The organism is Shouchella oshimensis, assembly GCF_002019765.1.
Classification (GTDB): domain Bacteria; phylum Bacillota; class Bacilli; order Bacillales; family Bacillaceae_D; genus Shouchella; species Shouchella oshimensis.
In genome coordinates this window covers 3428184-3455044 of sequence record NZ_KV917380.1, presented here as the reverse complement: position 1 = coordinate 3455044, position 26861 = coordinate 3428184, and the positions used below count along the sequence as shown (strand labels likewise).

Annotated in this window: 27 protein-coding genes and 2 riboswitches; of the genes, 18 read left to right on the top strand and 9 right to left on the bottom strand. The window is 41.2% G+C overall.

Annotation, left to right across the window (positions count from 1 at the left end; all coding sequences use genetic code 11):
- Positions 1 to 5 precede the first annotated feature (5 nt).
- From BK583_RS17390 to BK583_RS17375, 4 genes are all read left to right on the top strand, one after another.
- Complete coding sequence (locus tag BK583_RS17390) at positions 6 to 1361, top strand: ABC transporter permease (RefSeq protein ID WP_236702459.1); 1356 nt, start codon at positions 6 to 8, stop codon at positions 1359 to 1361.
- A 15-nt stretch (positions 1362 to 1376) separates the two neighbouring features.
- Positions 1377 to 2816 (top strand): ABC transporter permease, encoded by a 1440-nt coding sequence (locus BK583_RS17385; RefSeq protein ID WP_055737241.1) that lies wholly within the window; start codon positions 1377 to 1379, stop codon positions 2814 to 2816.
- A gap of 23 nt (positions 2817 to 2839) precedes the next feature.
- Positions 2840 to 4657, top strand: a complete 1818-nt coding sequence (locus tag BK583_RS17380; RefSeq protein WP_055737242.1) for an ABC transporter substrate-binding protein — start codon at positions 2840 to 2842, stop codon at positions 4655 to 4657.
- A 513-nt stretch (positions 4658 to 5170) separates the two neighbouring features.
- Positions 5171 to 6112, top strand: coding sequence for an alpha/beta hydrolase (locus BK583_RS17375; RefSeq protein WP_055737243.1), 942 nt, complete (start codon positions 5171 to 5173; stop codon positions 6110 to 6112).
- A 166-nt stretch (positions 6113 to 6278) separates the two neighbouring features.
- On the opposite strand, the gene BK583_RS17370 is transcribed toward BK583_RS17375, so the two are convergent.
- From BK583_RS17370 to BK583_RS17360, 3 genes are all read right to left on the bottom strand, one after another.
- Positions 6279 to 6494: a hypothetical protein gene (locus BK583_RS17370; RefSeq protein WP_038476988.1), complete on the bottom strand. Its 216-nt coding sequence runs from the start codon at positions 6492 to 6494 to the stop codon at positions 6279 to 6281.
- 166 nt (positions 6495 to 6660) lie between these two features.
- Positions 6661 to 7986: a CitMHS family transporter gene (locus BK583_RS17365; RefSeq protein WP_055737244.1), complete on the bottom strand. Its 1326-nt coding sequence runs from the start codon at positions 7984 to 7986 to the stop codon at positions 6661 to 6663.
- A 234-nt stretch (positions 7987 to 8220) separates the two neighbouring features.
- Positions 8221 to 8652, bottom strand: coding sequence for a hypothetical protein (locus BK583_RS17360; RefSeq protein ID WP_055737245.1), 432 nt, complete (start codon positions 8650 to 8652; stop codon positions 8221 to 8223).
- 256 nt (positions 8653 to 8908) lie between these two features.
- Here BK583_RS17360 and BK583_RS20515 point away from each other — a divergent pair, with 256 nt between their 5' ends.
- From BK583_RS20515 to BK583_RS17310, 12 genes are all read left to right on the top strand, one after another.
- Positions 8909 to 9055, top strand: coding sequence for a CoA transferase (locus BK583_RS20515; RefSeq protein ID WP_139366207.1), 147 nt, complete (start codon positions 8909 to 8911; stop codon positions 9053 to 9055).
- Positions 9056 to 9080: 25 nt separating this feature from the next.
- Entirely contained in the window at positions 9081 to 9575 is a 495-nt protein-coding gene (locus BK583_RS17355; protein WP_055737246.1) for a hydroxymethylglutaryl-CoA lyase-like TIM-barrel protein, read from the top strand.
- 49 nt (positions 9576 to 9624) lie between these two features.
- On the top strand, positions 9625 to 9828 hold the full coding sequence (locus tag BK583_RS17350; RefSeq protein ID WP_055737247.1) for a hypothetical protein: 204 nt from the start codon (positions 9625 to 9627) through the stop codon (positions 9826 to 9828).
- On the top strand, positions 9828 to 9965 hold the full coding sequence (locus tag BK583_RS20880) for a hypothetical protein (RefSeq protein WP_160319312.1): 138 nt from the start codon (positions 9828 to 9830) through the stop codon (positions 9963 to 9965). The genes BK583_RS17350 and BK583_RS20880 overlap by 1 nt, the downstream gene beginning before the upstream one ends.
- Positions 9952 to 10167, top strand: coding sequence for a hypothetical protein (locus BK583_RS17345; protein WP_139366206.1), 216 nt, complete (start codon positions 9952 to 9954; stop codon positions 10165 to 10167). Before BK583_RS20880 ends, BK583_RS17345 begins: the two co-directional genes overlap by 14 nt.
- Positions 10168 to 10645: 478 nt before the next feature.
- Positions 10646 to 11983: a four-carbon acid sugar kinase family protein gene (locus BK583_RS17340; protein ID WP_055737249.1), complete on the top strand. Its 1338-nt coding sequence runs from the start codon at positions 10646 to 10648 to the stop codon at positions 11981 to 11983.
- 21 nt (positions 11984 to 12004) lie between these two features.
- Positions 12005 to 12625, top strand: a complete 621-nt coding sequence (locus BK583_RS17335; RefSeq protein WP_055737250.1) for a GntR family transcriptional regulator — start codon at positions 12005 to 12007, stop codon at positions 12623 to 12625.
- 29 nt (positions 12626 to 12654) lie between these two features.
- Positions 12655 to 13689, top strand: coding sequence for a zinc-dependent alcohol dehydrogenase (locus BK583_RS17330; protein ID WP_055737251.1), 1035 nt, complete (start codon positions 12655 to 12657; stop codon positions 13687 to 13689).
- Positions 13690 to 13692: 3 nt separating this feature from the next.
- On the top strand, positions 13693 to 14682 hold the full coding sequence (locus BK583_RS17325) for a TRAP transporter substrate-binding protein (RefSeq protein ID WP_055737252.1): 990 nt from the start codon (positions 13693 to 13695) through the stop codon (positions 14680 to 14682).
- A gap of 5 nt (positions 14683 to 14687) precedes the next feature.
- On the top strand, positions 14688 to 15197 hold the full coding sequence (locus BK583_RS17320; protein WP_055737253.1) for a TRAP transporter small permease: 510 nt from the start codon (positions 14688 to 14690) through the stop codon (positions 15195 to 15197).
- On the top strand, positions 15194 to 16468 hold the full coding sequence (locus BK583_RS17315) for a TRAP transporter large permease (protein WP_055737254.1): 1275 nt from the start codon (positions 15194 to 15196) through the stop codon (positions 16466 to 16468). The genes BK583_RS17320 and BK583_RS17315 overlap by 4 nt, the downstream gene beginning before the upstream one ends.
- 13 nt (positions 16469 to 16481) lie before the next feature.
- Positions 16482 to 17129, top strand: a complete 648-nt coding sequence (locus BK583_RS17310) for a class II aldolase/adducin family protein (protein ID WP_055737255.1) — start codon at positions 16482 to 16484, stop codon at positions 17127 to 17129.
- Positions 17130 to 17843: 714 nt separating this feature from the next.
- On the opposite strand, the gene BK583_RS17305 is transcribed toward BK583_RS17310, so the two are convergent.
- From BK583_RS17305 to BK583_RS17280, 6 genes are all read right to left on the bottom strand, one after another.
- The gene (locus tag BK583_RS17305) at positions 17844 to 19349 is read right to left on the bottom strand and encodes an SLC13 family permease (RefSeq protein WP_055737256.1); all 1506 of its coding nucleotides are present in this window, start codon (positions 19347 to 19349) and stop codon (positions 17844 to 17846) included.
- Positions 19350 to 19502: 153 nt separating this feature from the next.
- Positions 19503 to 20687, bottom strand: coding sequence for a pyridoxal phosphate-dependent aminotransferase (locus BK583_RS17300; RefSeq protein WP_055737257.1), 1185 nt, complete (start codon positions 20685 to 20687; stop codon positions 19503 to 19505).
- A gap of 59 nt (positions 20688 to 20746) precedes the next feature.
- The gene (locus BK583_RS17295; protein ID WP_055737258.1) at positions 20747 to 21295 is read right to left on the bottom strand and encodes an AraC family ligand binding domain-containing protein; all 549 of its coding nucleotides are present in this window, start codon (positions 21293 to 21295) and stop codon (positions 20747 to 20749) included.
- 34 nt (positions 21296 to 21329) lie between these two features.
- Complete coding sequence (locus tag BK583_RS17290; protein WP_038477031.1) at positions 21330 to 21956, bottom strand: methylthioribulose 1-phosphate dehydratase; 627 nt, start codon at positions 21954 to 21956, stop codon at positions 21330 to 21332.
- Positions 21953 to 22618 (bottom strand): 2-hydroxy-3-keto-5-methylthiopentenyl-1-phosphate phosphatase, encoded by a 666-nt coding sequence (locus BK583_RS17285; RefSeq protein ID WP_055737259.1) that lies wholly within the window; start codon positions 22616 to 22618, stop codon positions 21953 to 21955. The genes BK583_RS17290 and BK583_RS17285 overlap by 4 nt, the downstream gene beginning before the upstream one ends.
- On the bottom strand, positions 22615 to 23805 hold the full coding sequence (locus BK583_RS17280) for a 2,3-diketo-5-methylthiopentyl-1-phosphate enolase (protein WP_055737281.1): 1191 nt from the start codon (positions 23803 to 23805) through the stop codon (positions 22615 to 22617). Before BK583_RS17280 ends, BK583_RS17285 begins: the two co-directional genes overlap by 4 nt.
- 91 nt (positions 23806 to 23896) lie before the next feature.
- Positions 23897 to 24010: riboswitch (SAM riboswitch) on the bottom strand.
- Positions 24011 to 24205: 195 nt separating this feature from the next.
- Positions 24206 to 24343: riboswitch (SAM riboswitch) on the top strand.
- A 115-nt stretch (positions 24344 to 24458) separates the two neighbouring features.
- Here BK583_RS17280 and mtnK point away from each other — a divergent pair.
- Together mtnK and mtnA are read left to right on the top strand one after the other, a co-directional pair.
- Positions 24459 to 25679 (top strand): S-methyl-5-thioribose kinase, encoded by a 1221-nt coding sequence (gene mtnK / locus BK583_RS17275; protein WP_055737260.1) that lies wholly within the window; start codon positions 24459 to 24461, stop codon positions 25677 to 25679.
- On the top strand, positions 25666 to 26715 hold the full coding sequence (mtnA, locus tag BK583_RS17270; RefSeq protein ID WP_139366205.1) for an S-methyl-5-thioribose-1-phosphate isomerase: 1050 nt from the start codon (positions 25666 to 25668) through the stop codon (positions 26713 to 26715). The genes mtnK and mtnA overlap by 14 nt, the downstream gene beginning before the upstream one ends.
- The last annotated feature ends 146 nt before the right edge of the window (positions 26716 to 26861 follow it).

Genomic DNA, 26861 nt, shown 5'->3' with positions numbered 1-26861 from the left:
AGAGATTGTCCACGTTGCGAGTCACAGCCTTTATCGCTTCTCAATATGATAAAGCGATGCAGCAACCATCGTATCGTTTTTTACTGTTGTTGCTCGGATTACCACTACATATCATTCGGTTGGTCGTTGTGCTAGTACAACCTTCGACAACAACTGTTTTTGCGGAATCCGAACGTCGACGGCAAGAATTAGTTGATCAAGAAAAGAAAAAACAAGCTTTTTTTAAGCAAGAGAAATCAGTACAAGTAACAAGCCAAATTGTGGATGCACGACTTAAACAAGAATTAAGTGGCCAAAACGAAGGAGAGCTGCTTCAACGACTACGAAGAGATGTGTCAACTTTTTTAACAAAGCCAATTGGCTTTACAGTAGGACTTGTTCTTGCATTGCCTATGTACGTACTGCTTATGATTTATGCGAATCCATACGTTAAATACATTGCTGAGTGCTTGCTAATGATGGTGTACGTCGTCTTCGGCGTAACCGCACTCGTATTTACGATCCTTTATTTATCACCATTTGATCCAGCAATAAATTTATTAGGGGAGCAAGCATCACGAGAGCAAATTGAAGCATTTAATCGGGTTTATGGGCTTGATCAATCATACTTTACTCAGCTGTGGCAAGCGGTTCAAGGCGTATGGACATTTGATTTAGGCCAGTCGTACGAAGGAAATGAAGAGGTTGTTCAAACCATTTTTCGCAGGTTTCCGGTGACGTTACAATTAACACTTCTATCCCTTATTTTAGCCATTGTAATTGCGGTACCTGCTGGTATCTATGCAGCCGTAAAACGACATTCGTTTTATGATCAGTTCTTTATGTTTGTGGCATTAATTGGACTTTCAATTCCTAGTTTTTGGCTAGGTCTAGTCATGATATTGCAGTTTTCGATTCAACTAGGCTGGCTCCCGGCAACATATAGTAGCACAAACAATCTTTCGTTGCTCATGCCAGCAATTGTGCTTGGAACGAGTTTAACAGCTGCGGTTGCGCGAATGACACGTTCCTCAACACTGGATGTCATACAGGAAGATTATATGTTGCTAGCAAAAGCAAAGGGACTGTCTGGCTGGACGGTTATCGTAAAGCACGCAGTACCGAATGCGTTAATTCCTGTTGTCACCATCATTGGTCTTCAATTTGGTGGAATGCTTGGTGGTGCTGCCGTTGTGGAGAAGGTCTTCAACATTAGTGGATTAGGTAGTTATATTGTGGATAAACAATTTATTCCTGATATACCAGCTGTACTTGGCGGTGTTATTTATATAGCGATTGTGATTTCGATTATTAATTTATTGGTTGATTTACTTTATGCATTCCTTGATCCACGGATACGAGCAAAAATGAAAGAATACTAGTTAGGAGGTGAGCGTGTGGATCGAGCTAGAAAACAGTTTACATTTCGTCAGGTTCGCTTCTTCTTCTTTTTATCGACTGGATTTTTTCTTCTGTTAACGTTAGTGAATCTAAACGGTAGGGGCGAATATGGTGGCTTCTTTCTTTATACATCTATTCAATTTATCATACTGATGTTACACGGCTTCCTTCTTTTTCTTGTTCATAAACGTCGCTATAAAGACAATGAAAGAGATGGCGTTAGCAAAGGCTTAGCGTGGGTACTGTTATTCGGTGTTTTTACAGGGAATGTCTTTGCGTCATTAGCTGCATTCTATGTCGTGAAAGAAAAACGAACTGCAACGACGATTCTTGCCTTTTATATGATTCTTGCAGATGTGCTCGTCATTCTTGTGTCGTTAGTGAATTTATTTAAGCCCTACGTGGCAAATACATTTATCCCATCTATGATTCTTTTATTTAGTGTATTGCTTATACACCTGTTGTTCTTTTTTGCACTTCCATTCATTCAGAAGTCAACGAGGAATAGAAAGCGGGGTCTAGGTATTCTCCTGTTACTAACAGTTGTAACAGGAAATCTATTCGTCTTAATCGTTCTCTATACAATGTTCATTCAAGAACAACAGAAGAGAGGGCTACTAGAAAAATTAATTTCTTACCCAGCGCCGATGATTGGATTATTTTTCATTCTATTTTTATTTATGATATCTGTTAGTAGTTATGGTGTTTTTGATTACGGAGATGCTATTACCAATAATTACAGTACGATTCTAGCTGAACCAAGCCTTGCCCATCCGTTCGGCACAGATAATTATGGTCGTGATGTATTTTCACGCGTCATATTTGGGGCACGGATTTCTTTAATTGTAGGGTTTGTTGCAACCCTTGTTCCGTTTGTCATTGGAGGGATTTTAGGAGCTATTTCCGGTTATTTCGGCCGTCGTTCAGATAATGTGATTATGCGTTCTCTCGACGTTTTGTATGCTATTCCTGATATCCTGCTTGCGATTACCATCATAGCGGCATTCGGTGCAAGTACAGTCAATTTAATTTTGGCTTTAAGTGTAGGGGCCATTCCCGGTTATGCACGAACGATGCGTGCCAATGTATTACAAGTATCCAATCTTGAATATGTTGAATCTGCACGTGCTTTAGGAGCAAATCATGTAAAGGTTTTAGTGAAGCATGTCATTCCAAATGCCATGTCTCCAATGATAATTCGGTCGACATTAACAGTTGGCACCGCGGTTTTGGCAACAAGCAGCTTAAGCTACCTTGGTTTAGGCGTTGAACCACATATACCAGAATGGGGCAATATTTTAAGACTAGGAAGCTCCTATTTAGAAAGCCAGCCTCATCTTGCTTTATTTCCAGGTCTAGCAATCATTTTACTCGTATTGTCGTTTAATTTTTTAGGAGACGGCTTACGAGACGCAACCGATCCACGTTTATCGTAAAACAAATCTAAGGGGGATGTAACATGAAGAAACAATGGGGACTAACACTCGCGGCTTTTGCTTTGGTGGCACTAAGTGCTTGTAATGTCACAACACGTGACGATGTGGAGGGAGAGGCATCAGACGTTGAACCGCCAGCAGAAGCAGTTGACATAGAATTACTGGCAATGAGTAGCAACGAACAAGATATTAACATCTTACGTGATCAGTTAACGTCTAATGGATTTACGGTTTCAATTAACCAACAGCCTGATTATGGCAGCTTTGTTTCGCAGCGAGATGCTGGCAATTATGATATTGCTATCTCTAGCTGGACGACAGTGACAGGAAACCCAGATTATGCGATTCGTTCATTATTTAAATCAGATGGTGACAATAGTTTAATAGACGATGCCGATATTGATGCACTTATTGAACAAGGTTCAACCGAATCACCAGAAGAGTATACCGATACGTATCGTGAATTAGAAGAAACTCTAGTAACCGAGAATGCCTATATCGTTCCACTCTATACGTCTATGAAAAACCAGGCGTTTAATCAAGATGTGCTACAAGAGGAATCGGTTCGTCTATCAAAATCACGCGCATTTGCTTGGGACAGTGTTCGATATGTAAATGAAGAAGAGCAAGGAGAAAGACCGCTAGTACTGACTCAAGCGATATCAGAATTAACATCTCTTGACCCAATTAAAGGGAATGACGGTTCCATTAATCAACTGAACACGAATATGTATGTTCGCTTAGTGAATCTAACCGATGATGATGCTATTACAGCGGATGCCTCTCTTTCATATGAATACGCCATTGCAGAGGGAAATGAGGATTACTATTTCGTTTTACGAGATGATCTCTTCTTTGCGGCGGTAGAGGGAGAAGATGTGGTAGAAACAGAGGAGCGTGTTGGAATTGAGGACGTTATTTTCTCTTTAGAGAGAGCGTCTGATCGCGATTCTGTGCCAGATCATCGGACGTATACCCTTCATGAACATATCGGTGAGGTGACGGCTGTCTCCGATCTAACTGAATTAGAAAACGCGACATTGGCTGGAAGCTCAGATTCAATTCTTGAACAGTTGGAATCTGGTCTTGATCAATCGATTGATTCCCTTGTCACAGACAAGGATGCTGCGAATTCAGAGGAGGGGGCTTATCAAGTTGTGAAATTGACGACAACTGAGCCGTTCCCTCAAGTATTAAATTACTTAGCTCATCAATCAGCTGGCATTGTATCGAAGTCACAAGTCGAATCAGTGAACACCTATAACGTTGAAGAGTTTGATGTTAATACAGACATTCCTTATGGCGATCAGCGTTTAGTGACAGAAGGCAGTGGTTTAGAGAATAGTTTGTATGCAAGCGGTCCGTATATCATGACGCATAAGAACGACTATGAAGCAGTATTTTTGAAGAACCCAGGTTATCAAGCAGGAACAGAGTATGAGCCAGCAATTGAAGAAGTACGGGTTCGATTTATAAGTGACTCTGATTCAGCACTTTCGGCTTTACGTAGTGGGGAAATTGATATGTATTATGGCGTACCGGAAAATAAAATGGATCTTGTTGAAGGTGATGAAAAGCTTCAACTACAAAGTATTCCAAGTAACGGTGTAACGTATCTCGCGTTCAACACTTCTAACCGCGATGTAGCAGAAAGCGTTGATTTACGAAAAGCGGTTCTTTATGCAATTAATCAGGATGAAATTATTCAAGTATACAATAATGATAAATTGCCAGCGTACTCAACGCTCAGCCCACTCGTTGATACAGGGAATAAGCTTGAAGCAGATCAAAACAAAGTCTATGAGCATTTAAATGCTTATCTTGAAAGCAAGGATGAATAAAAAAACGAGCCTTTCAGTCGGTAAAGATGAAGTGCTAAAGCGTAAAAGAGGCTGGGACATAACGAAAAGTAGTAGTTGAAAAGACGAATAGTCTAAACTATGCTGAGTAGCACCGCTACAGGAGAATCCTTCGCTTTCCGGGGACACGGCCTCAGCCTCCTCCGTGGAAAACCGCCACTCCAGAGTCTTCAGACACGTGCTGATCCCCCAGGAGTTTTCGGATTCTCCTTCCGCTAATGTTCATAGAAAACAAACGACGAACGTTCCTATTTTCAGGAATGTTCGTCATTTTGGTCTTTCTATCTACTTATGTCCCAGCCTCTATTTTTTAAAAATTCTTTAGGACTTTAGATGCAACGATAACCTTGTTTTACCAATATGCTTATGGTATGTTTTAATGTGTGGGAATATTATGATTGTTTTTAAAAAAATATTCATTTAATCGTTTTAAAAGAATTAATTTAGATGAATGTACAGAACTATACAAACTAATAGGGGGCAACGATCTTACAAATGAAGTATACGAAATTACTGAACACAACATTGGAAAAATATAAAACAAATGGAGCGGAAGACGCCTATCACTATATTTCTAAACATGCGAATGAGGTTGAAGGAAACCATGCTCAAATTTACAACTTTCAGTACGCTTTGGCTGCTGCATCTGGACACGAAGATGAAGCCTTAGCAATAATGAAAGAGGCGATCATTGAGAACGGTCATTGGTATTCTTATACCTACCTTTTGGAAGATGAGGACTTGGATTCCCTTCGTAAGAACGAGGAATTTCAATACATGATTGATCTATGTAGAAATAGAGAAGAAGAAGCGAAAAAAAATGCTGAATCGACATTGGAAGTGATTGTTCCAGATAAAGGTCGTACGAAAGAGGGTTTATTCATCGCCCTGCATGGAAACCAAGAAAACAATTCGTTTACAAAAGTCAATTGGCAAACGGTTACATCAAATGGTTTCGTATTAGGATTGCCACAGTCTTCTCAGATAGAATTCTCAGGTGGTTATAATTGGGATGATTTAGAAAAAGGATCAATGGAGTTGCAAACTCATTATGAAACAATGAAACAGAATGTTCAGGTGAATCATGGACCTATCATTCTTGGAGGCTTCTCTGCTGGGGCAGGTGTTATTTTAAACACCATCTTAAAACGTGATATTCCAGTACAAGGGTTTATTTTTGTGGGACCTTGGTTACCAGATCTTGAGCAGTATGCTGATGAATTAGCTATGATGGCAGACAAAGGCATAAAAGGGTACATTATCTGTGGTGATCAAGATGAAGATTCTCTTGACTGTACGAATACGTTTATTAAATTGCTAGAGAAAAAGAACGTAAAGCATGTGTTTGAATTAGTAAACGAATTAGACCATGATTATCCTGAACATTTTGATCGGTTCTTGAACAAAGCGATTGACTATTTAACAAACCATCACTAAATCTTCGAGAAAAACAACAAGCAACTTGGAGCTGGCATAAGGAAAAAGCCAATTCCTCGTAAGCCATTTTCGTTTTGGACTTTATTGACTAAAACCCCAACGATAAGCTGGTTAGCGTTGGGGTTTTATCTTAGGTCTAAGAGCTTTGAAGCAAGGGTACCGTTCATTAGGATTTCGATGTTTCCGTAATTTCAACATGTGTGACATTTTCAGAGCGCACGAGTACTTCGTCTTCTTTCATGACTCCGAATGAAACAATCTTGTTTTCTGTTAGTGCACCATCAATCGATTTAGCTGCTTTATTCACGTCTCCATCATCCCTTATTGATTCATAAATGGGCTGTTCTCTACCTATAACATAGACTTTGATGTGATACGGCATGTACATTCTCCCCTCAATTCATTAGAAATGTCTACTACAGAAAAGATAACCGTTAAGGCTAGATGTAAAACTAAAATACGAAGAATTTTTCCGGGAAACTTGATAAGAGTCAGCCTGTGAAGAGAAACACGAAAAACACTCTCGTTCATGAGAGTGCTTTTGCTTCTTACACGACGCCAATAATAATAGCGATTACGACCATGACAATACTGAAACCCCAAAACCAGAAGAAGGAGTAACGAATGTATTTACCCATATCGATCCCTGCAAGTCCAACAGCTAGCCAGACAGCCGGAGCTAATGGGCTTACAAATGTACCAACCACGTTTCCGATCATCATCGCGTACGCCGTAGAGGCACTAGCCACGCCGACTTCAGATGTAATACTCTCTACAATTGGCATAAGAGCAAAATAGTAAGCATCCGTGCTCGTGATGATATCAAACGGGACTCCAAACAAACCTACTATGATATGAAGAACGGGTAGAACGGCAGCAGGTAAAATTGCAATGCTGTCAACTGCGATCGATTCTAACATACCGGATCCATCTAATACCCCTAAAAATGTACCCGCGGACAAAATGACCGCAGCCATTAACAATGCACTAGGAGAGTGTTCTTTAATACGATCCATTTGTGTTTGAACATTGGGATAGTTAATCATAAGTGCTAACACAAGTCCAATCATAAAGATATAGGCAGATGGAAGAGGGTTCCAAATTAATACACTAAGCAATGAAACAAATAAAAGTGCATTTGGCCAAATAAGATGATAGCGCTTTAATTTAGGATCTCCAGAATTACTGATCGAATCCAGTGCTTCTTTCATATCCGCATCGGTCATGGCTGTTGCCGCGGCTTCAGAATGAGCAGTTCTTTGAATTCGTTTCTTCTCTCTTACTCCTAAGATATATCCGAGAATCAACACGAGAACAACGCCAATGATTTGCATTGGAATAAGTGGTAGCCATACATCAACGGGATCACCGCCAATCACACTAGCTACTCGACCTGTGGGACCAGCCCAAGGAACCATATTCATAATACCTGCACTTATACCAACAAGCATCACGAGTAAATAGGGACTCATACCAAGACGCTTGTACAACGGTAGTAATGCTGGAATAGTTAATAGAAAAGTCGTTGCACCGGCACCATCGAGATGAGCAATTGTACCAATTGCAGCTGTCCCAACCGCGACAGTAACGACGTTCCCTTTAGTCAGTCGAACCATCCCACGAATAATAGGCTCAAAAAAACCAGTATCTTGTAAAACACCGAAGAACAGAATCGCGAAGATGAACATAATGGCTACACTGAGTACCCGGTCAATTCCTATCTCAAAGAACTCCGTAATTTCAGTAAATCCAAAACCTGCAACAAGTGCACCAACAAGGGGCACAATAATCATGGCAACAATTGGACTTGCTTTTCCCCATATAAGTAAAGCAACAGTAATAAGAATAATGGATATACCAATAATACTTAACAAGCTAAACCCTCCTGATGTAAAAAGAAAATGTTTACGCTTACATAATCTTATATTTTGATAAGCCTATCACAATAACTTAGTCAACGGAGGTTTTGGTGATAAAGAAAATTACGTTCATATTGTTCATAGAGATAAGGTGGAGTAGAGAAATGCGTAAAAGAAATAGAGTGGGAGAGATAGTGACAACTGTGCAGGAGTCTTGAATAAAGCAGAAATAGACTCAGCCCCTTTTTATTATAGAGGCTGTTCGTCTTCTTTCAATTCAGCAATAATCGTTTGAATAGGGATAAAGGTAAGGTGACTAGGTTTCGCTTGTTTTAAGTATTGGATTTTCGTTTCATCTCGATAGACAAGAACATATTCCCATTCGACATTGGGAATATGTTTTTCTCGTGCTGCTCGTTTTTTAAAAGAAGTATACGTCCGATTCATCCAGTGTTCAATTTGGTTGGAAATCGTAGAACGGTGATCACTGCTCTCATGGTGATCTGAAAAGTTTGGGTGTTCATCAGGTTGAATACAAATCTCGCAATGAATATAGCGCCATGAAGCGTCTTGTTGATGCTGAATAGCTAGAAGGTCGTATTGATTCTTTTCACCTTTCATAGTAAAAAAGCCTTGCTGATTATACCAATATTCAACTAATTTATTTGTAGGTAAAGTCATTACATCCCCTCCCTAGAAGCTTTTGAACTCTTTTATTATAGCAATCATTTCATAAATAAACGAACAATTAGATGTAGGAAAAAAGAAATTATCCCTTTCATAAAGCGAATCATAGGATGATCGGTTTATGAATCGGTGAATCCAAATTTAACTAGTCTTTGCCGTCGTTTCATTTGGAAAGATATGATACGCTCAATTAAAAAGTTCCGTTATGTGGTTTTATTAACCGATTAGTGGAACTGTAGGAGTCGATCAGATGAGTTTATCGAACGGACCGCTAACAGGTATTCGTCTTGTTGATGCTTCAACTGTGTTAGCGGCCCCTTTTGCGGCAAGTTTGTTAGGGGATATGGGGGCAGAGGTGATTATACCGATTGGGTTATTCAAAAGAACGTATTACTAAGCTGAAAGAAAGCGGGGTCGTGTAAATGGAAAGACGGTATCTAGAAGAAGTGACGATATGGGAAGTATTACCGAGAGATGGATTCCAAATGGAAACATGGGTGGAAATCGAGACAAAAATTAAGCTCATCAAAGCTTTGGCAGCATGTGGTATTCGTCATATCGAAGCGACTTCTTTTGTTCACCCACGGGCTATTCCTCAACTGAAAGATGCAGAAGCGGTTGTAAAGGGCATCCAAAGCTTAACAGACGTTTCATTTCGAGCGCTCGTACCAAATCTGAAAGGAGCTGAGCGTGCAATCGGTGTTGGGATCAATCAAATAAAATTGCTTTTATCAGCAACGGATTCCCATTCATTAGCGAATTCAAATTGTACCCGTGAAGAAGCAGTGGAGAAACTGCTCCCTGTTGTAGAGCTTGCTAACCAAAAAAATGTGTATGTTGGCGGCGCATTAACGGTGTCATTTGGGTGTCCCTATGAAGGCGAAGTGAACGAAGAAGAACTGATTAAGCGTTTCTAACGGGTGCGATTTATTATGAAAGCGATGTAATTATTGAGGGAGGGATAGTATGAAACCGCGATTACCCATTTCTTTGGCATTGTTTATGTTGGTACTAGTTGTCGTTGGTTTTAGTAATGAGGGGACGGTGGATACTGAATCAACAGAATGGAAGCCTGAGAAACTAGTTGAAATGGTGGCGCCTGCTTCTGCTGGAGGTGGGTGGGATACATTCGCCAGAGTTGTATCGAACGCGATTATGGAACATGGTTAATGGATCAAACGATTGGAGTGGTTAATAAGCCTGGTGGAACAGGGGCTGTAGGATGGGCGTACATACAAAATGTAAACGATCCCCATCATATTTTTTCAACATCAACGACAATGGTTTTTTCAATTGCTTGCCGGTAATTCTGATTACAACTGGGATGATATGACTCCTATCGCTAATCTTGCAGCTGACTATGGCATTATCGCTGTTCGTGCAGATGCTCCGTGGGAAACATTAGATGAGTTTTTACAAGATTATAAAGAGAACCCTGAATCTAATACGATAGTTAGCGGGAATACGCCAGGTGGCTTTGGATGTCACTCATCCTCATCATCTTTTTAGCGGCTACATGGAATATCTGCAATATGTAAGAAAATTACCTGCTTTAGGTATTGATAAAACCGTTCCTTTTTTCGATCTCATGGTTCAGGAGTTCCGGGTGCATCGATTTAAGTATGTAGAGCATTTACACTCAATGATTAATTTAAGAGGCTAGAAAAGAAAAAAACAAAAGCTCTTCCAAAACGGTTGAATTTTTTATAAAAGAGGCGACTTTTTTACAAACAACTCAATTGTTTTAAGTCAACATCTTCAATCCCCGAATTGATTCCGTTCCCCTAAAAGGAAAAGAATATAAGAAATACCAGATCAATCCTTTCAATGCCGCTCTGAGTTTAAGGAGAGAGTAAGAAGAAGTCAATCAGCTCGATGAAACCCTTTTCTTTTTTTTATGAAAACGGTTGACAAAAGTGTGAACGGTTGATAAGATCCGTAATAGATATAACATAGATCTAAGATAGATTCATGGTGGTGAAGGAAAATGAGTAGATTAACGTTAGGGTTTTATGGTGATGATTTTACTGGTTCAACGGATGCGATGGAAGCGCTTGACCAGTATGGTTTAAAGACTATTTTATTTTTAAGAATTCCAGATAAAGAAATGCTAGCAAGATTTGAAGGTGTCGATTGTATTGGTGTAGCTGGTACAGCGCGTGCGAAAGGAAAAGTAGGGATGAAAGCAGAGCTTGAGCCTGTGTTTTCCTTCTTACAAGAAATGAATCCGTATTTTGTCCATTACAAAGTATGTTCGACTTTTGATTCTTCTCCAGAAACAGGGAGTATCGGGTTTGCAAGTGATCTTGCAAGACAATACTTTATGACAGGAAGTTACCCGCTTTTAGTCGCTGCACCGAAGTTAGGCAGATTTACAGTGTTTGGTAGCCATTTTGCAAAATTCAAAGAGGATGTTTATCGTCTTGATCAGCATCCGGTTATGTCGAAGCACCCTGTAACGCCAATGAACGAAGCCAATTTGGCAACTCATTTACAAAAGCAAACGAAACAGACGATCGGTAACGTGACGGTACAGTCGCTAGATAGCCAATCAGCAGCTACGATCATAGAGGAAGAACCTGAGAGCGATATTGTCGTTTATGATGCGCTACAAGCGAGTCATATGGAAAAGGTGTCTGAAGTTCTGTGGGCTAAAAGAAAAGAAGAGACACAATTTCTCTTAGGGTCTTCTGGTGTAGAATATGCAATTGGTGACGCGATGAAGCGTGAAGGGCTAGTAGACAGAAAAGAGCGAGAGAAAAAGTCAACACAAGTAGACCAAATCTTTGCTGTTTCTGGAAGTGTATCTGAAGTGACGAAAAGTCAGCTCATCGCCGCGGAAGATGCAGGCTTTCATTCAATTAAGATTTCTGTCGACTTGTTTACCGATGAGCAAAAAGCAGAAGCTTTCTTAAGAGAAACTATGGAACAATTGAAATTAAAAAAGAAAGTGGTTATTTATACTGCGAAAGGTGCCGATGATCCTGCGATTCAAGAAACGAGAGATCATTTAGCACAGGCAGGAATAGAGAAAGAGAATATCGGTATTTTCATTGGTGAGAAATTAGGAGCATGGACAAAACACATCCTTGATCATACAAATCTAAGACGTGTCATCATTTCAGGAGGAGATACATCAGGCTTTGTTACCTCGAATCTTGATATTTATGGTTTAGAAGTTCTAGATTCTGTTGCACCTGGGGCTCCTTTATGTTTAGGATATTCTGAGAGTGCGAAATATGATGGACTGGAACTTGCCTTAAAGAGTGGTCAGCTAGGTGGCGAGCATTTCTTCGAGAAGGTCTATCAATCCGGCGCTAAATAAACTAAAGGAATGGTAGAGAGCATGTTATTGAAAGATGTGGCGTATGAAAAGATCAAAAGTAAGATTTTAGAAGAGCACTATGAGCCGGGGCAGTTCTTGTCCGAGCGAACGCTAATAGACGAGCTAGGGATGAGTAAGACTCCAATAAAAAATGCGTTGGTGCGCCTAGAATCAGAAGGGTTTGTCACCGTATCTTCCAAACAAGGCATCATTGTCATTGATATTTCGATTGAGCGAATTAATGATATTTATAATCTTCGAATTGCGCTGGAGACTTACAGTTGTCAAGAGATTTACCAGCGCATCACCGAAGAACAAATTAAAGAGTTAGAAGAAAATATAGAGGCAACGAAAGTAGCAGCCATGAACAAAGATGTAAAAGCGTTTGCGACACTCGATCATGAGTTTCATTTAGCGATTAGTGAGTTTGCTGGAAATAGCGAAATTACAAAGATTTTATTGAACTATCAAGATCATCTTCGCCGTATTACATTACGTCACTTAAAGAAAGACCCAAATCGAGTACAGAAATTCTATGCTGAACATGTAGACATCTTAGAAGCTTTAAAGAATAAAGATGGAGACTGCTCAAGCTTAATGAAAAAACACCTCTATGAATCAAAGATGATGTATTTCCAATGATTTGTAGTGTGTAAGGGGAGAGGACATCCATGAAAGCGGTTTTTGTAGAAGTAGCAGAATCAATTAATGTAAAAGAAATTGACGTACCAGCGTTAAAAGCAGATGAGGTCTTAATTAAAGTAGCAGCAGCGGGAATTTGTGGCTCAGATATTCATACGTATAAGGGGTTACATCCGTTTCGCAAACCACCTGTGGTGATTGGTCATGAAGTAGCTGGAGAAGTTGTAGAAATTGGTAGTAATGTACAGCATGTCCAAGTCGGGGACCGCGTTACGGTGGAGCCACAAATCGGTACGGGTGAAACAGAAGGTGTGATGACAGGCCAGTCGAATCTATCGGATAAGCGTTTGGCGCCAGGAATGGGCGACTGGCTTGGAACAATGGCAGAATATTTTACCTCTCCAGAGTCACAAGTCATCCAACTTCCGGATCATGTTAGTTATGATCAAGGTGTGCTTGTTGAACCGCTTGCTGTAGGTGTGCATGCCGCACGTAAAGGAGATATTCAGCCTGGTGATCGTGTAGCGATCCTTGGAGCAGGTCCGATTGGCTTACTGACATTAATTGCTGCGAAAGCAAAAGGAGCAACCGACATCGTCGTCACGGATGTGCTCGATTATTCCTTAGATTATGCGAAGAAAATGGGAGCCACTTCAACGCTTAATATCAGAAACAACCCGGATTGGATTCAAGAAGCGAAAGCGAAAGTCGGTCGTTCTTTTGATAAAGTCTTTATTACGGCTGGCGTCCCGGGAATTATTAATGATTCTTTGAATCTATTAAAAAAAGGTGGACGTGTTGTGACCGTCGCCATGTTTCATGGACAGCAAGACTTTGACGTAGAACAGCTGCAACAGAATGAAAAAGAAATCGTCGGTTGCATGACCTATAATCGCCCGGATACAGAAGAAGCGTTAGAGATTATTGCAAAAGGTGAACTGCCAGTAGATGTCGTTATTTCCCATACGCTTTCTTATGAAGAGGCTAATCGTGGCTTTGAAATGGTAGACAAGAAGCAGGATGAATCAGTGAAAGTCATTGTCACTTTCAATCAGGAGGGCTAATAGATGAGATTAAAACATACATGGATACCTGTTTCAGCCATGATGGTTGCTTTAGCTGGCTGTAGTTTTGGCGAAGGCGCGGAAGATGAACCAAAATTATTGCGTCTAGGTCATATTCAAAGTGAATCGAATGCTTGGCATCAAGCTTCAGTTGAATTTGCTCATTTAGTTCATGAAAAAACAGACGGAAGTGTCAAGGTAGAGGTTTATCCAAGCTCTACTCTTGGCGCTGATCGCGATCTAGTAGAAGGAATGCAAATTGGTTCGGTTGACTTTGCTTTAGTAGCAGGGGTAATGTCCAATTTTTATGACCCATATGCGGTGCTTGAGCTTCCGTACTTATTCGAAAATTTGGATCATTTGGAAGATTTTCTCTATGGAGAAGATGGAAAGCGGTTGCAGGAAGATACTTTAGAAGCAACTGGTGTGAGAGGGCTGGAATTCTGGCTACGTGGCGCAAGGCAATTAACAACGAATCGATTGGTGGAGAGCCCAGCTGATTTACGAGGAGTGAAGATTCGTGTACCCAATATTGAAGCTTCTGTAGATGGTTGGCAAGCGATGGGAGCAAGTCCAACACCGATGAATTTCGGTGAAGTTTACTCTTCTCTGCAGACAGGCGTGATTGACGCGCAAGAGAACCCGATTGAATTTACAGCGAGTGCTCGAATTCATGAAGTACAAGATTATCTAGTTATGACCGACCATGTCTTCGGTTATGTACAGTTGCTTATGAGTGACTTAACGTTTGAAGAGTTAACCGAATTGGAGCAACAAGCGGTTCTAGAAGCAGCGGAAGAAGCACGTATTTTCCAAAATGAAATCGTTGCCACGCAAGAAGAAAATGCGTTGCAGATGATGCTTGATGAAGGTGTCGAGCAAATTGAGGTAGATCAAGAGCCATTTCGTGAGGCGGTCCAAGATGTGAACGAACGTTTAGCGGACAAGTACGGAAGAGAGCTATACGACACGATTCAAGGGATGAGGGAGTAGAGCTTATGAATGCATACATTCGATTTATTGACTCAGTAAATACAGGCGTTAAATATATCGTTTCTATTATGCTAGCTGTTTTGGCTATCCTGGTTGTCTTGCAAGTAACGACTCGTTTTGTCATTAATGTGCCGCTTGCATGGACAGAGGAGATTGCCCGTTACTTAATGATTTATGTTGTCTTTTTAGGATCTGGATTAGCGATGCGCTATAACCAGCATATTGCAATTGATTTTCTAATCGACGTTATGAAAAATGTGAAGAACAAAGCAAGATTACAAACTGTTGTACTATTGATAAGCGCCGTGTTCTGTTTGTTGCTTGCTTACTACGGAACACAATTAACGTTTATTGTTGTTGATCAATCGACACCAACCCTTGGTTATTCAATGTCATGGGCATATGCAGCGGTTCCGTTCGGTGCCTTGCTCATGCTATTTAACATTATTGCCTTACTAATCCAACAGAAAAAAATAGAAGATAGTATTGATAGAATAGTTGGTGAGAACGAATGATTACGATTTTACTTGTATCATTAATTGCATTGTTCTTTATTGGTGTACCAGTAGCGATTGCTCTTGGCTTATCTACAAGTCTGGCGATGCTTCTGGCAGGAGATATTACCTTATTAACATTAGCGCAACGAGCGTTTGTATCACTTGATTCCTTTCCATTGTTGGCAATCCCATTATTCATCTTAGCTGGTGTTATTATGGAATACGGTGGAATCTCCCAACGTTTAATTAATTTAGCCAACTCGTTAACGGGTCATTTAGTCGGTGGATTAGCGATCGTTACGGTTGTGACAACGATGTTTTTCGCAGCCATTTCAGGTTCAAGTGTTGCAGCAACAGCAGCATTAGGAGCGATTTTAATTCCAGCGATGATCAATAGAGGGTATGAAAAAGAATTTGCTGGAGGAGTACAAGCGGTCTCTGGAACTCTTGGTATTATTATGCCACCAAGTATTCCGTTAATTTTATACGGAACAGCAGTTGGGGCTTCAATCGGAGATTTATTTATCGCTGGTATGGTGCCGGGAATATTAATTGGTATTGCTTTAATTGTGACGGTGGTTATTATTGCGAAAAAACGTAACTACCCGAAAGAAGAAAAGAAAAGTGGTAAAGAAATTGGCGAAGCCTTTGTTAAAGCGATTCCAGCCCTTATTATGCCTGTTATTATTTTAGGTGGTATTTATTCTGGTATATTTACAGCAACAGAAGCTGCCGGTGTAGCAGTTGCCTATGCCTTTATCGTTGGTGTCTTTGTTTACCGAGCAATTAATTTTACGAAACTGAAAACGATTCTTTCTCAAGCGTCTATTACAACAGCAACGATTATGTTAATTCTTGCAACGGCTGGCTTGTTTAGTTGGTTACTAACGATCGAAAATGTTCCACAACAAGTCGCAAGCTTCATTACATCTATTTCAGAAAATCCTTGGGTTTTCTTAGGTATTGTGATGGTCTTATTACTCCTTGTCGGTATGTTTATGGAAACAAACGCATCGATTATTATTTTGGCACCAATTCTTGTACCGGTAGCATCTCAACTAGGTATTGATCCAGTTCACTTCGGGATTGTGATGATCGTTACGCTTGCAATTGGTATGGTGACGCCACCAATGGGTCTGAACTTGTTTGTCGTTTCGAAAATTGGTAAGTTACGATTAGATAAATTAACGTATAGCTTAATTCCATTTTATATTGCAATTTTAATTGTCCTTGTAATTATCGCATTTATCCCAACAATTACGACCACATTTGTAGAATGGGTAAAATAAAGGAGGGGTCCTAATGGCCAAAGAAATCATCTTACAAGACTTACAAAAAACAGGTAAGTACATGATGGATAAAGATCTTGCTTGGGGAACCGCAGGTAATATAAGCGCTCGCTGTGAAGAAGGGTATTTTATTTCAGCAACAGGCACGTATTTAGGTGAACTAGAAGTAGAAGACTTTTCTTATTGTGAGAAGGGCGAACACCTTGTGGGGAAGAAACCGTCGAAGGAATTCTTGATGCATGAAGGCATTTATGAGGAGCGCGAGGAGATTGGAGCGGTGCTTCACTCCTCCCCTTTTTACAGTACGTTGATTGCGAATACAAGTCTTGATCTGCCGTCTAACTACTTTGTTGAAGCCATGTATTATCTGGAGAAAGTCGTGCGTATTCCTTATTACCATCCAGGCAGTAAAGAGCTGGCTCAAGCGGTGAAAAGCAAGGCGAAGGAAGGAAATGTATTTCTTTTAGAAAATCATGGCGTAATCGTTTGTGATGTCAATATTAAAGAAGCAAGAACGGCGCTACAAACATTGGAATACACAGCAAAAATGTTTATAACAGCCATGGAAAAAGGAATTCAAATCAATGGTCTTGATGAGAAGACCGTTTATTCCTTCCTCCACGAAGCTGGTTACAAACCTGTACGCCAGTGGAAGAAATAAGAATGAAAAACCCACTTGAAATCCATCTCGATAATGAGCGTATTACCTCAAAGAGATACAATCCTAATAGCCAATACATGGTCATAAGCGAGGCCTACGTCAGAATATCAGTCTTAACAACGGAGAAATTGTTTTAAGGAAGGTTCAGCGGAAGTACTTTGCCAATTGCAATTGATACACTATGTAAAAAAGGAAGAGGCTGTTAATCCTCTTATTTTTGACGGCTAATACTAAAAGGAGAGCACCAATTCGCTCTCCTTATCCTGAATCCCTTTTATTAAATTTAATAAAATTTATCACTGTTATCTCGGATTTATTATTTGGCTTTCAAAAGCAGTATTCCACCAATCAAATGTCAAAAAAAATGAATGTGTAGTGAGTCGCCCTCTTCTTTTAATAGGTGCGAACCCGAAGCGAACAGTAAATCTTTAGTAGACCCGCACCACTTTTTTGGATGAATGTGTGAAAATATGTAACGGATATGGAGCGTGGGTTCTTTTTCTTAATCAATTTGTGGTACTATTTAATAGGAAAAGGTAGTTTTGAGCCCTTTTTCGCTGTCGCACTCTATGTGAGTGCGTGGATTATAGACTGCACGAATTAGAATGATGACCATATCATCTTAGAAAATCGGACTATGTATCCCTCTCGATATGTCTGTACTTGTAAATGTCTAGACAAAAACCCCCACTTGTAAAGTAGGGGTTTTCAAGTTTACAATCCAAACACAATTGGCATCCAGAAGTACACGGCTCCGGTAATGACGATAATAGAGACGATGTTGAGCCATACACCAGCTTTCGCCATGTCACCGACAGCGAGATAGCCTGCGCTAAATACAGCTGTATTCGGAGGTGTGGCGACTGGGAGCATATAACAGGAACCAGCAGCTAGTGCAGCGGCAGCCATAAGAGGTAGAGGATCAACACCTAAGGCAATACCGAGTCCGACAGTAAGTGGTAGAATTAAATTTGAAACGGCTGTATTCGAGAGAATTTCAGTAATCCCGAGTACAAATACGACTAAAAGCAATAGGACAAAAATGTATTCCATCCCTTGAAGCATTTGTAGTAAATCTCCAATCGATTCATTCAGCCCAGATTCTCCAAAAGCGGCTGCGATGGACATCCCTCCGCCAAATAGAATGAGAATTCCCCATGGGAGGTCTTTCATATCTGTCCATTCGAGCACCCGCTCACCTTTTCTCGAACTAGGAAGAAAGAATAGTAAGACAGCACCAAATACGGAAATGGTGGCATCATTGAGATTGTCGAAAAACTCACCAACATGACCAGGAATAAACCCAAGGGCGGAAACAAATGGAGACAATGTCCATAGTAAGACTGTAATGCCGAATACAACAGCCACTTTTTTCTCATCGGATGTAAAGTTTCCTAGTTTCGTTATTTCTTCTTTAATAAAGGCCATTGTACTTTCTGTGTCTTCATCATTTGAATCTACTTTGAATTGTATTTTTGTTAAATAAAAGTAAACAACAATTAGTAAGATGATGGCTACTGGACTCGCGAATAATAACCATTCAGCAAACGTTACGGTACGATCAAGCTGAGAGGATGCGATCCCTGCAAGTAGGGCATTCGGGACTGCTGCAACAAGGGTTGCAAGTCCACCGATTGTAGCTGCATAGGCGACTGCCAGTAGTATGCCTTTTGAGAAATAGTCGAAATTCTTACCTTTAAGGATGTTTTTATCTTTCACTTCGTTAATTAAAGCGATTGCAACGGGAAGCATCATCAATGCGGTAGCAGCATTTGATACGAACATGGAAATGGCAGCGGTTGCGATTAAGATACCGAGAATGATTCGGTTGCTTTTCGTTCCGATCATCTTAATAATATTTAACGCGATGCGTCTATGTAAATTCCATTTTTGAATGGCAAGGGCGATGACAAAACCACCACCGTACATGAAAATTACGGAGCTGCCGTATGCTGGTGCAATTGAACCGATCTCGACTCCGTTAAATGCAGGAAATAAAACAAGAGGAAGTAGAGACGTTACTGCCATATGGATCGGCTCTGTTACCCAGTATGTTGCAACGAGGAGGGTTACCCCTAATACGATTTTTGGTTCATGGGATAAAACGCTTTCAGGAATGAGGAAATAAACTAAGGCAAAGAATAGAGGACCTAAGAATAGCCCGACTAAGTTGCGCGTTGTGTACTGCTTGTTGTTATCTGTCTCTTTGTTTGCCTCCATAAAATAAGACTCCTTTTTCAAAATATATTCCGAAAAACTAGTATAATGTTTCGATCCGTAGATTGTCAAAACGATAGAGAGAATGCTAAGGGGAAATCCTAGCAATAATAATAAGAGACGGAAGAAGAACTCTTCCTGTCTCTTATGTCTTCATTATGATGTAATAGACGCAAAACGTAGCTTCGCCATTCTCTGAATCGCTTCTTCTAATCGATCTTCCTCTGCGAGTAAACCAATTCGAACGTAGCCTTCGCCATATTGACCGAATCCATTTCCAGGTGCTACAACGAGATGTGCTTCTTTTAGTAAATAGTCAGCGAACGATTCGGATGTGAACCCTTGTGGAACAGGCATCCACACAAAGAAGGAGCCTTTTGGTGCTTCCACTTCTAAACCGATGCGTTTTAATCCGTTAACAAAGACATTTCGTCGTTTTTCATAACGGGCAACTAGTTCTTTTACTTCGTTTTGATCGGATAAGAGTGCGGTTGCTGCAGCTTGTTGAATGGCACCGAACAGGCTGACGTACAGGTGATCTTGTAGCAAATTAATAGACTTTATAACCGACGCATTTCCAACCGCGAAACCAACACGCCAGCCAGCCATATTATATGTTTTTGAGAGAGTGTACATCTCGACGCCGGTTTCTTTTGCGCCAGCTGCTTGTAAAAAGCTCGGCGGTTTCACACCATCATAACCAATCGCACCGTAGGCAAGATCGTGAACAACACAAATGTTATTCGCTGATGCAAACCGGACCGTTTCTTCGAAGAAATCGTGTGTGGCGACGCCAGCAGTTGGGTTATTTGGATAATTTAAAAACAAGAGCTTAGCTCGTTCGGCTGTTTCTTTTGAGATGGACTTGTAGTCTGGTAAAAAGTCATTTTCCGCAAGCAACGGAAAGAGTGATGCTTGAGCTTGTGCCAATGCAATACCGGACGTGTAATCAGGATAGCCTGGATCTGGTAGAAGCGCTACATCTCCTGGATTTAGCAAGCATTGACTAATTTCTACAAGTCCTGTTTTGGCACCGAAAAGAACGGCGACTTCCGTTTCTGGATCGATGGTGACGTTGTATTCACGTTTATAAAATGTGGCAACAGCTTCTTTTAAAAAAAGATGACCACTAAAAGGAGAATATTGCTGAAATTGTGGCTCGCTTGCCGCTTGCTGAAGCGTTTCAACAATAAAGTCTGGTGTCGGTAAATCAGGATTGCCCTGACCTAAATTAATGATGTCGTGACCTTGTGCTAGGTGTTTTCTTACAGTCGCTGTTAAACGGGCAAAAAATTGATCGGGAAGACCTTGCAAAAGTGCTGATTGTTCAAATTGGGTCATCATTTCCCCTCCAAAAAATAGGGCTTAGGACAAAGGTGCCATAAGCCTGAATACAACGATTATCGTTCGTTAGAGTTACTAAAGGCAGGATCATCATACTTGTGCGCAACCCAACCTTCGGAATCAATGAAAAGGCGCACTGCAACAACTTGACGTTCGTCAGAAAGAGTGAAGAAGTGAGGTGTATCTACAGGAACGCTAATCACATCACCTGGCTCTAGCTGGACATCGAAGTACCCAACGTCAGCCCCTTTTATCACAAAGCTTCCTGAGCCTGCGGTAATAGCACGAACTTCGTCTTCGGTATGGGTATGAACCTGTTCAAACTTTTTCAGGAGCGCATCTAAATCAGGTGTATGTTCGTTTAATGCGATAACGTCCCAATTTTTGTAGCCGCGGCGTTCAGCAAGGGACCGAATATCGGCATCATACGTAGTTAAAATCTGTTCTTTGTCCTCATCACTGATTTGGCAGTTTCCTTGTAGACTACTCGGTAATTTTGCCGGGTCCCACTGTTCATATAGTACGTCTTGACTGTCTAGAAAAGCTTGTACTGCTTCTTGTCCTTTAATGGTTTCCTCTGTGTCTCGAATAACGATTGTTGCCATTGTCCATTCCTCCTCAAGATACTAGGCGACGTAGTTAACGTGCCAACAGCTCTTTTTTTAGTTGATATGAAAATAAAAATTCAAAGGCTTCTAAATGTTTTTTAGCTTCAAACCCATTTCGGCCCCACGCAGTAATGCCATGGTTACGAATTAACACCCCATAAATACCAGGGTGTATTCGATTGGCAACGGCATCTGCAAGCTTAGTAAGATCGGCGTAATTTTCAACGATCGGAACCGTTAATGCACCGTCTTCCTCCCAAATTTGAAAGGCTTTAATAAGCTCTTGGTTTCGAAAGACAATTTCACCTTTGTCCCCGTAAAGATCGGAAATAAGGTTGTTATCAACTGTGTGGATGTGAAGGGAGCACCCTGCATCTGTTTGCTCATAAATGCGTTGGTGAAGCACCGTTTCAGCGGATGGTTTTAGTAAAGTTGTTTCAACTGGCTGGCTATCTCTTCCAACAAGAAGAAAGTCTTCAGATGTTCGCTTACGTTTGTCTTTGCCACTAGCTGTCACAAGAAAAGTGAGGGGATCAGTGGATACTTTGATGGATAAATTTCCACTTGTACCAGGAAACCAATCCCGTTCAGCAAGCTCATCTTTAATGGCTGCTAATTCATCCCATTTTTGTGTAAGAGAAAGTTGTCCAGTAGTCATCGCGTCACTCCTAACGTTTGTAAGGCATCTACAACGGTATGGAACTGTTCAAAGCGCGTATAAGGGAGCCGAAGAGCTTTGCATTTGTCTTCCAGATAGTCTCCACATACAAAAACATAGTCGGCGATTTTTGCTGCTTCAAGATCGGTTATGGAATCCCCAATAACAATTCGATAATAGGAATCTTCTGGGTACTGACGTAAAATAGATGGTTTGCAGCAACCACAGTCATTTCCGCAATGTTGGTCACAGGCATGGGGCCATGTAATGTGAATTGTGTCACCACTAAAATCGCTGCCATTGCAATAAAGTTCCCCGTTTAATGAATACCCCCTCAACATCGGTTCTACAAAAAAATCAATTCCGCCGCTGACAATGTGAAGGGGAATGTTTTGACGGTTGGTTTCATCGACAAAGGCGGCAAATCCAGAACGAATGGTTGCTTGTTGAACGAATGCACGAATCTCTTCTTTTTTTGAAGAAGGAATTAAATGAAACATGTCGCCAACACCAGAGCGAATGGAACGCTTTTGCGCGAGTATGTCATCTTTTATCTTTTCCCATTCTGGTGGAGCAAAAGCAGCCATAATGGCCATGATGTTGTCTTTCGTTGTTATGGTTCCATCAAAATCACAGAATAAGACAGGTTGGCGTTGCGTCATCCTTTTCCTCCCCACTGTTCAAGAGCTGCCGCGAGTTCAGTTTTTTCATAGGCGGCATCCGTTAACTGGGTTTTGGTTAAGACTGCATCAATGGCTTGGCGAAAAGCTGTTGCACCAGCGGCTGCTCCTTGAGGATGCCCGTGAACACCGCCTCCAGCATTAATAACAGATTCTTTTCCGAAATCTTCAACCAATTGAGGAACAAGCCCTGGATGAATTCCTGCGGATGGAACAGGAAAAGAAGGGCGATAAACAGCTGATTCAGTTAATGCAGATGCAATTGCGGTTGTCTCGTTTTTCTTTAGGGCAACATTTCCGTATGGGGATGGAAATAGGACAAGGTCAGCGCCTGCCGCCCGTAACAGTGTACCTAGTAATACTTTGTTAGAAATGCCGTACTGATCTGAAGCCGTTAACGCTCCAGATACTGCTGGATGAGCCATAATCGGTAGTTGAATGTCAGGATCTTCTGCGAGGGCTTGCAGCACATCTAGTCCATACGCGAACACATTAAGCAAGAGTGCTGATGCACCAAGCTGCTTAGCTTGACGTGCTTTTTCTCGTAACTCATAGGTACGGCCACTTAGATTAACAGCGTATAATACCCGCTTGCCGGTTTCCTGTTCAACTTGGTCGAGTATGCGTTTTCCTCGTTTAACACGCTCTTCAAACGGCGTAAGAGGGTTATCAAACAAAATTTCATCATCTTTAACAAGGTCAACGCCACCACAGGCTTGCGCATAAAGCTGTTGTTCAAATTCATCAAGCCCCTTGCCGATCATTCCTTTAAAAATACTCATGACGAGCGGACGGTCATAAACACCAATTAGCTCACGAATACCTTCTATTCCAAAGGATGGTCCGGGGAATTGGCGAGCAACATCTTCGCTAAACGAGAGATCAATGAGCTTAATGGTGCCATCTAATGACAGTTTCCCAAAAACGGTTGTTAATATAGCGGGAATGTCATCGCTAAAATTGGCTGAGGGGTAACGCACTGTAAGAATTCCACTTTTACCGTCGTCTTGAACATCTACAACCACACCTTTATGCTTGTGAAGTTGTTGCTTTTCAAGTGTTGGCAAGTTCGTCCATGAACCAACCGTTAGTCCAAGAGCAATGTTTTCTGCTTTTTTATGTAAATCTCCACCACTTGGAACAAGGTAAGTCGCTGTCACATCGCTCATCGAAGTAGCCCCTTTCGTTATGTTTACAAATAAAAACGTCCCCTTCGTATGAGGAAGAGGACGTGTGCGTGTATACAACAAAAGTCGTGTCCTCTTATCTGCCACGCACAATGCGCGAGAGAATTAGCACCTTGAATCAGTCTAGGGACTGAAACAGGTTGCCGGGCTTCAACGGGCTCGTCCCTCCACCTGCTCTTTATAAGAGTTGTATCTTTCATTCAATTATGAATCGTTGGAATAGATTATGACAGGGTTCTTGTGGCACGTCAATCTTTTTTTCTTCTTTATTAAGATTCCAACAGACGGTTCTTTTGTAAACCGTTTGTATTTTTTTGAAAAAAGAGTATTGACAAATAACGGAGCTGCATTTTATGATTACTCCCAACACAATAAAATATTGCTCTTATCGAGAGTTGGCTGAGGGATTTGGCCCTTTGACGCCCAGCAACCGACCTTCCGTATATTATTTTATGGAAACCTCTTAGAAGGTTCAAGGCACGGTGCTACATCCAACAGGTTATCACCTGAGAGATAAGAGACGGATCAAGTATGCTACCGCCTCTTTCTTGTACATGAAAGAGGCTTTTTATATGAAATGATGGCGCTAGGTGCAAGGAGAGTTGATACAAGCAAACAAATGAGGAGGAAAAAAGATGACCAAACAAGAATGGCCGGCAGCCATTATGACAGAAACAGAAGTGGTTACGTATGTAAAAGAAGCGTTTGGTTTTTTTAATAAGGATGCTCGCCTTGTCTGCAAGGAAATTGGAGATGGTAACTTAAATTATGTGTTTCGTGTGCATGATGAAGAGAGTAAGCAGTCATTAATTGTTAAGCAAGCAGGACCCGTTTCGCGTCTTTCGGATGAATTCGTCGTCTCTCCAGATCGCAATCGAATTGAGACGGATATTCTTCGGTTGCAAGGAGAGCTTGCTCCTGGCTTTGTTCCGAAAGTATACCACTATGATCGGGACAAGAACTGTGTTGTTATGGAGGATTTATCGGATTATACAATATTACGAACCGCTTTATTAAACAGGCAACAATTCCCTCAGCTCGCTGAACACCTCTCAACGTTTCTTGTGGAAACCCTTGTGTCGACGTCTGATCTTGTTCTTGATCACAAAGCGAAAAAAGAGCTAGTGAAATCTTATACAAATCCAGAATTATGCGAAATTACAGAAGATCTTGTTTACACGGAACCATTTTTTCCACATCCCCGAAACGATGTTTTTCAAGAAACAAAGTCTTTTGTTGAAAAAGAAATTTGGGGAGATCGACAATTAGCTCTGGAAACAGCGAAGCTTAAATTTCAGTTCCTGACGAATGCGCAAGCGTTACTCCATGGTGATTTACATACAGGCTCTATATTTGTTACATCATCAGAAACAAAAGTCATTGACCCTGAATTTGCTTTTTATGGACCAGCTGGCTATGACGTTGGCAACATTATCGCAAACTTCATTTTTGCGTATACGAATAGTGTCTACACAAGTGAAGGAGAAGAAGCATTTCAACACTATCTTTTAGACACAATTGAAACATTAGTTGATCAATTTAAAAAGAAGTTTATTACGGCGTTTCAGGAGAAAACAACAGAAAGAGTGGCTCACTATGAAGGGTTTCTAGAACATTACTTACAAAGTGTTTTAGAAGATGCGGTAGCGGTTGTTGGTTTGGAACTATGTCGCCGAATCATTGGCATTGCAAAAGTCGTTGACATAACAAGTATCTCAGACAGTCAAGCCCGTAGTGAAGCTGAAATCGCATGCTTAACTCTAGGAAAGACGTTTATTTTGAATCGTAGCGATTATCAAACAGGCCATGGGGTTGTCGAAGCGATTAGAGGAGTCGGAAGCTATGTCAGCCATTGAATCAGTGAAGCTAACGAGTGAAGATACACTCGTCATCCTTGATCAAACGCTTCTGCCAGGTGAAATCGTGTATCGAACATTAACAACACAAGAAGATGTTTGGCAAGCCATTGTTGCCTTGCAAGTGAGAGGAGCACCAGCCATCGGGATTGCCGCGGCTTATGGTGCCTACGTGGAACTTGTCCGGCATCCTTACGTTACAGTGGCTGAGCTTCGTCAGACATTTGCTAATGTTAAAGCGTATCTCCTTTCATCTCGTCCAACTGCGGTCAATTTAGCATGGGCGTTAGAGCGCTTGGAGAAGATTGTTCAGCAGCCAAGGGCAAATGTAGAAGATGTACTACAAGCGGTGCGTACAGAAGCGGAAGCCATTCGTACAGAAGACGCACAGGTTTGCGAAGCAATAGGCAGGCATGCCCTAACATTACTTAAAAAAGAAGATGGGATCTTAACCCACTGTAATGCAGGCGGCATTGCAACAGCAAAATATGGAACTGCCCTTGCACCACTTTTTCTTGGAAATGAACAAGGCTATTCCTTTCGTGTATATGCTGATGAAACAAGGCCACTTCTGCAAGGCGCAAGGCTCACCGCCTGGGAGCTTCAGCAAGCGAGCATTGATGTTACATTAATTTGTGATAATATGGCGTCGATTGTTATGCAGCAAGGCAAGATTGATGCTGTACTTGTTGGCTGTGACCGAGTTGCTGCCAACGGGGACACAGCGAATAAGATCGGCACGTCAGGTTTAGCGATCCTTGCCAATCATTACGGCATCCCGTTTTACGTCTGTGCACCAACATCCACCATTGATTGGAGCTGTCAAACAGGAGCAGACATTGAAATTGAAGAGCGTTCAGGTAAAGAGATAACCGACTCTTGGTATGAACAGCCGATGGCGCCACCGGCTGTAAAGACATACAACCCAGCTTTTGACGTAACAGACAATGCTCTTATTACCGCGATTATTACAGAGCATGGTATTGTTCGACCAGCATATAAAGAAAACCTTGCCGAACACCTTCAATTGACCTGATAGGGTGTATAAAAAAGAAAAAGCAAAAAAATACGTAGCACTCTGAAAATGGTGCGGGCCCGAAGCGAACATGCCTAGGAGACCTGCACCATTTTTTTCGACTCAACATGTAACAATGTGTAATAGGTATTTTGAAAAGCCTTTCT

What these genes read in the sequence shown, in the direction of transcription:
- BK583_RS17380 (WP_055737242.1), top strand. Translation starts at nt 2,840, where the DNA reads ATGAAGAAACAATGGGGACTAACACTCGCGGCTTTTGCTTTGGTGGCA.
- BK583_RS17375 (WP_055737243.1), top strand. Translation starts at nt 5,171, where the DNA reads ATGAAGTATACGAAATTACTGAACACAACATTGGAAAAATATAAAACA.
- BK583_RS17370 (WP_038476988.1), bottom strand. Translation starts at nt 6,494, where the DNA reads ATGCCGTATCACATCAAAGTCTATGTTATAGGTAGAGAACAGCCCATT.
- BK583_RS17360 (WP_055737245.1), bottom strand. Translation starts at nt 8,652, where the DNA reads ATGACTTTACCTACAAATAAATTAGTTGAATATTGGTATAATCAGCAA.
- BK583_RS20515 (WP_139366207.1), top strand. Translation starts at nt 8,909, where the DNA reads ATGAGTTTATCGAACGGACCGCTAACAGGTATTCGTCTTGTTGATGCT.
- BK583_RS17355 (WP_055737246.1), top strand. Translation starts at nt 9,081, where the DNA reads ATGGAAAGACGGTATCTAGAAGAAGTGACGATATGGGAAGTATTACCG.
- BK583_RS17350 (WP_055737247.1), top strand. Translation starts at nt 9,625, where the DNA reads ATGAAACCGCGATTACCCATTTCTTTGGCATTGTTTATGTTGGTACTA.
- BK583_RS20880 (WP_160319312.1), top strand. Translation starts at nt 9,828, where the DNA reads ATGGATCAAACGATTGGAGTGGTTAATAAGCCTGGTGGAACAGGGGCT.
- BK583_RS17340 (WP_055737249.1), top strand. Translation starts at nt 10,646, where the DNA reads ATGAGTAGATTAACGTTAGGGTTTTATGGTGATGATTTTACTGGTTCA.
- BK583_RS17335 (WP_055737250.1), top strand. Translation starts at nt 12,005, where the DNA reads ATGTTATTGAAAGATGTGGCGTATGAAAAGATCAAAAGTAAGATTTTA.
- BK583_RS17330 (WP_055737251.1), top strand. Translation starts at nt 12,655, where the DNA reads ATGAAAGCGGTTTTTGTAGAAGTAGCAGAATCAATTAATGTAAAAGAA.
- BK583_RS17325 (WP_055737252.1), top strand. Translation starts at nt 13,693, where the DNA reads ATGAGATTAAAACATACATGGATACCTGTTTCAGCCATGATGGTTGCT.
- BK583_RS17320 (WP_055737253.1), top strand. Translation starts at nt 14,688, where the DNA reads ATGAATGCATACATTCGATTTATTGACTCAGTAAATACAGGCGTTAAA.
- BK583_RS17315 (WP_055737254.1), top strand. Translation starts at nt 15,194, where the DNA reads ATGATTACGATTTTACTTGTATCATTAATTGCATTGTTCTTTATTGGT.
- BK583_RS17310 (WP_055737255.1), top strand. Translation starts at nt 16,482, where the DNA reads ATGGCCAAAGAAATCATCTTACAAGACTTACAAAAAACAGGTAAGTAC.
- BK583_RS17305 (WP_055737256.1), bottom strand. Translation starts at nt 19,349, where the DNA reads ATGGAGGCAAACAAAGAGACAGATAACAACAAGCAGTACACAACGCGC.
- BK583_RS17300 (WP_055737257.1), bottom strand. Translation starts at nt 20,687, where the DNA reads ATGACCCAATTTGAACAATCAGCACTTTTGCAAGGTCTTCCCGATCAA.
- BK583_RS17295 (WP_055737258.1), bottom strand. Translation starts at nt 21,295, where the DNA reads ATGGCAACAATCGTTATTCGAGACACAGAGGAAACCATTAAAGGACAA.
- BK583_RS17290 (WP_038477031.1), bottom strand. Translation starts at nt 21,956, where the DNA reads ATGACTACTGGACAACTTTCTCTTACACAAAAATGGGATGAATTAGCA.
- BK583_RS17285 (WP_055737259.1), bottom strand. Translation starts at nt 22,618, where the DNA reads ATGACGCAACGCCAACCTGTCTTATTCTGTGATTTTGATGGAACCATA.
- BK583_RS17280 (WP_055737281.1), bottom strand. Translation starts at nt 23,805, where the DNA reads ATGAGCGATGTGACAGCGACTTACCTTGTTCCAAGTGGTGGAGATTTA.
- mtnK (WP_055737260.1), top strand. Translation starts at nt 24,459, where the DNA reads ATGACCAAACAAGAATGGCCGGCAGCCATTATGACAGAAACAGAAGTG.
- mtnA (WP_139366205.1), top strand. Translation starts at nt 25,666, where the DNA reads ATGTCAGCCATTGAATCAGTGAAGCTAACGAGTGAAGATACACTCGTC.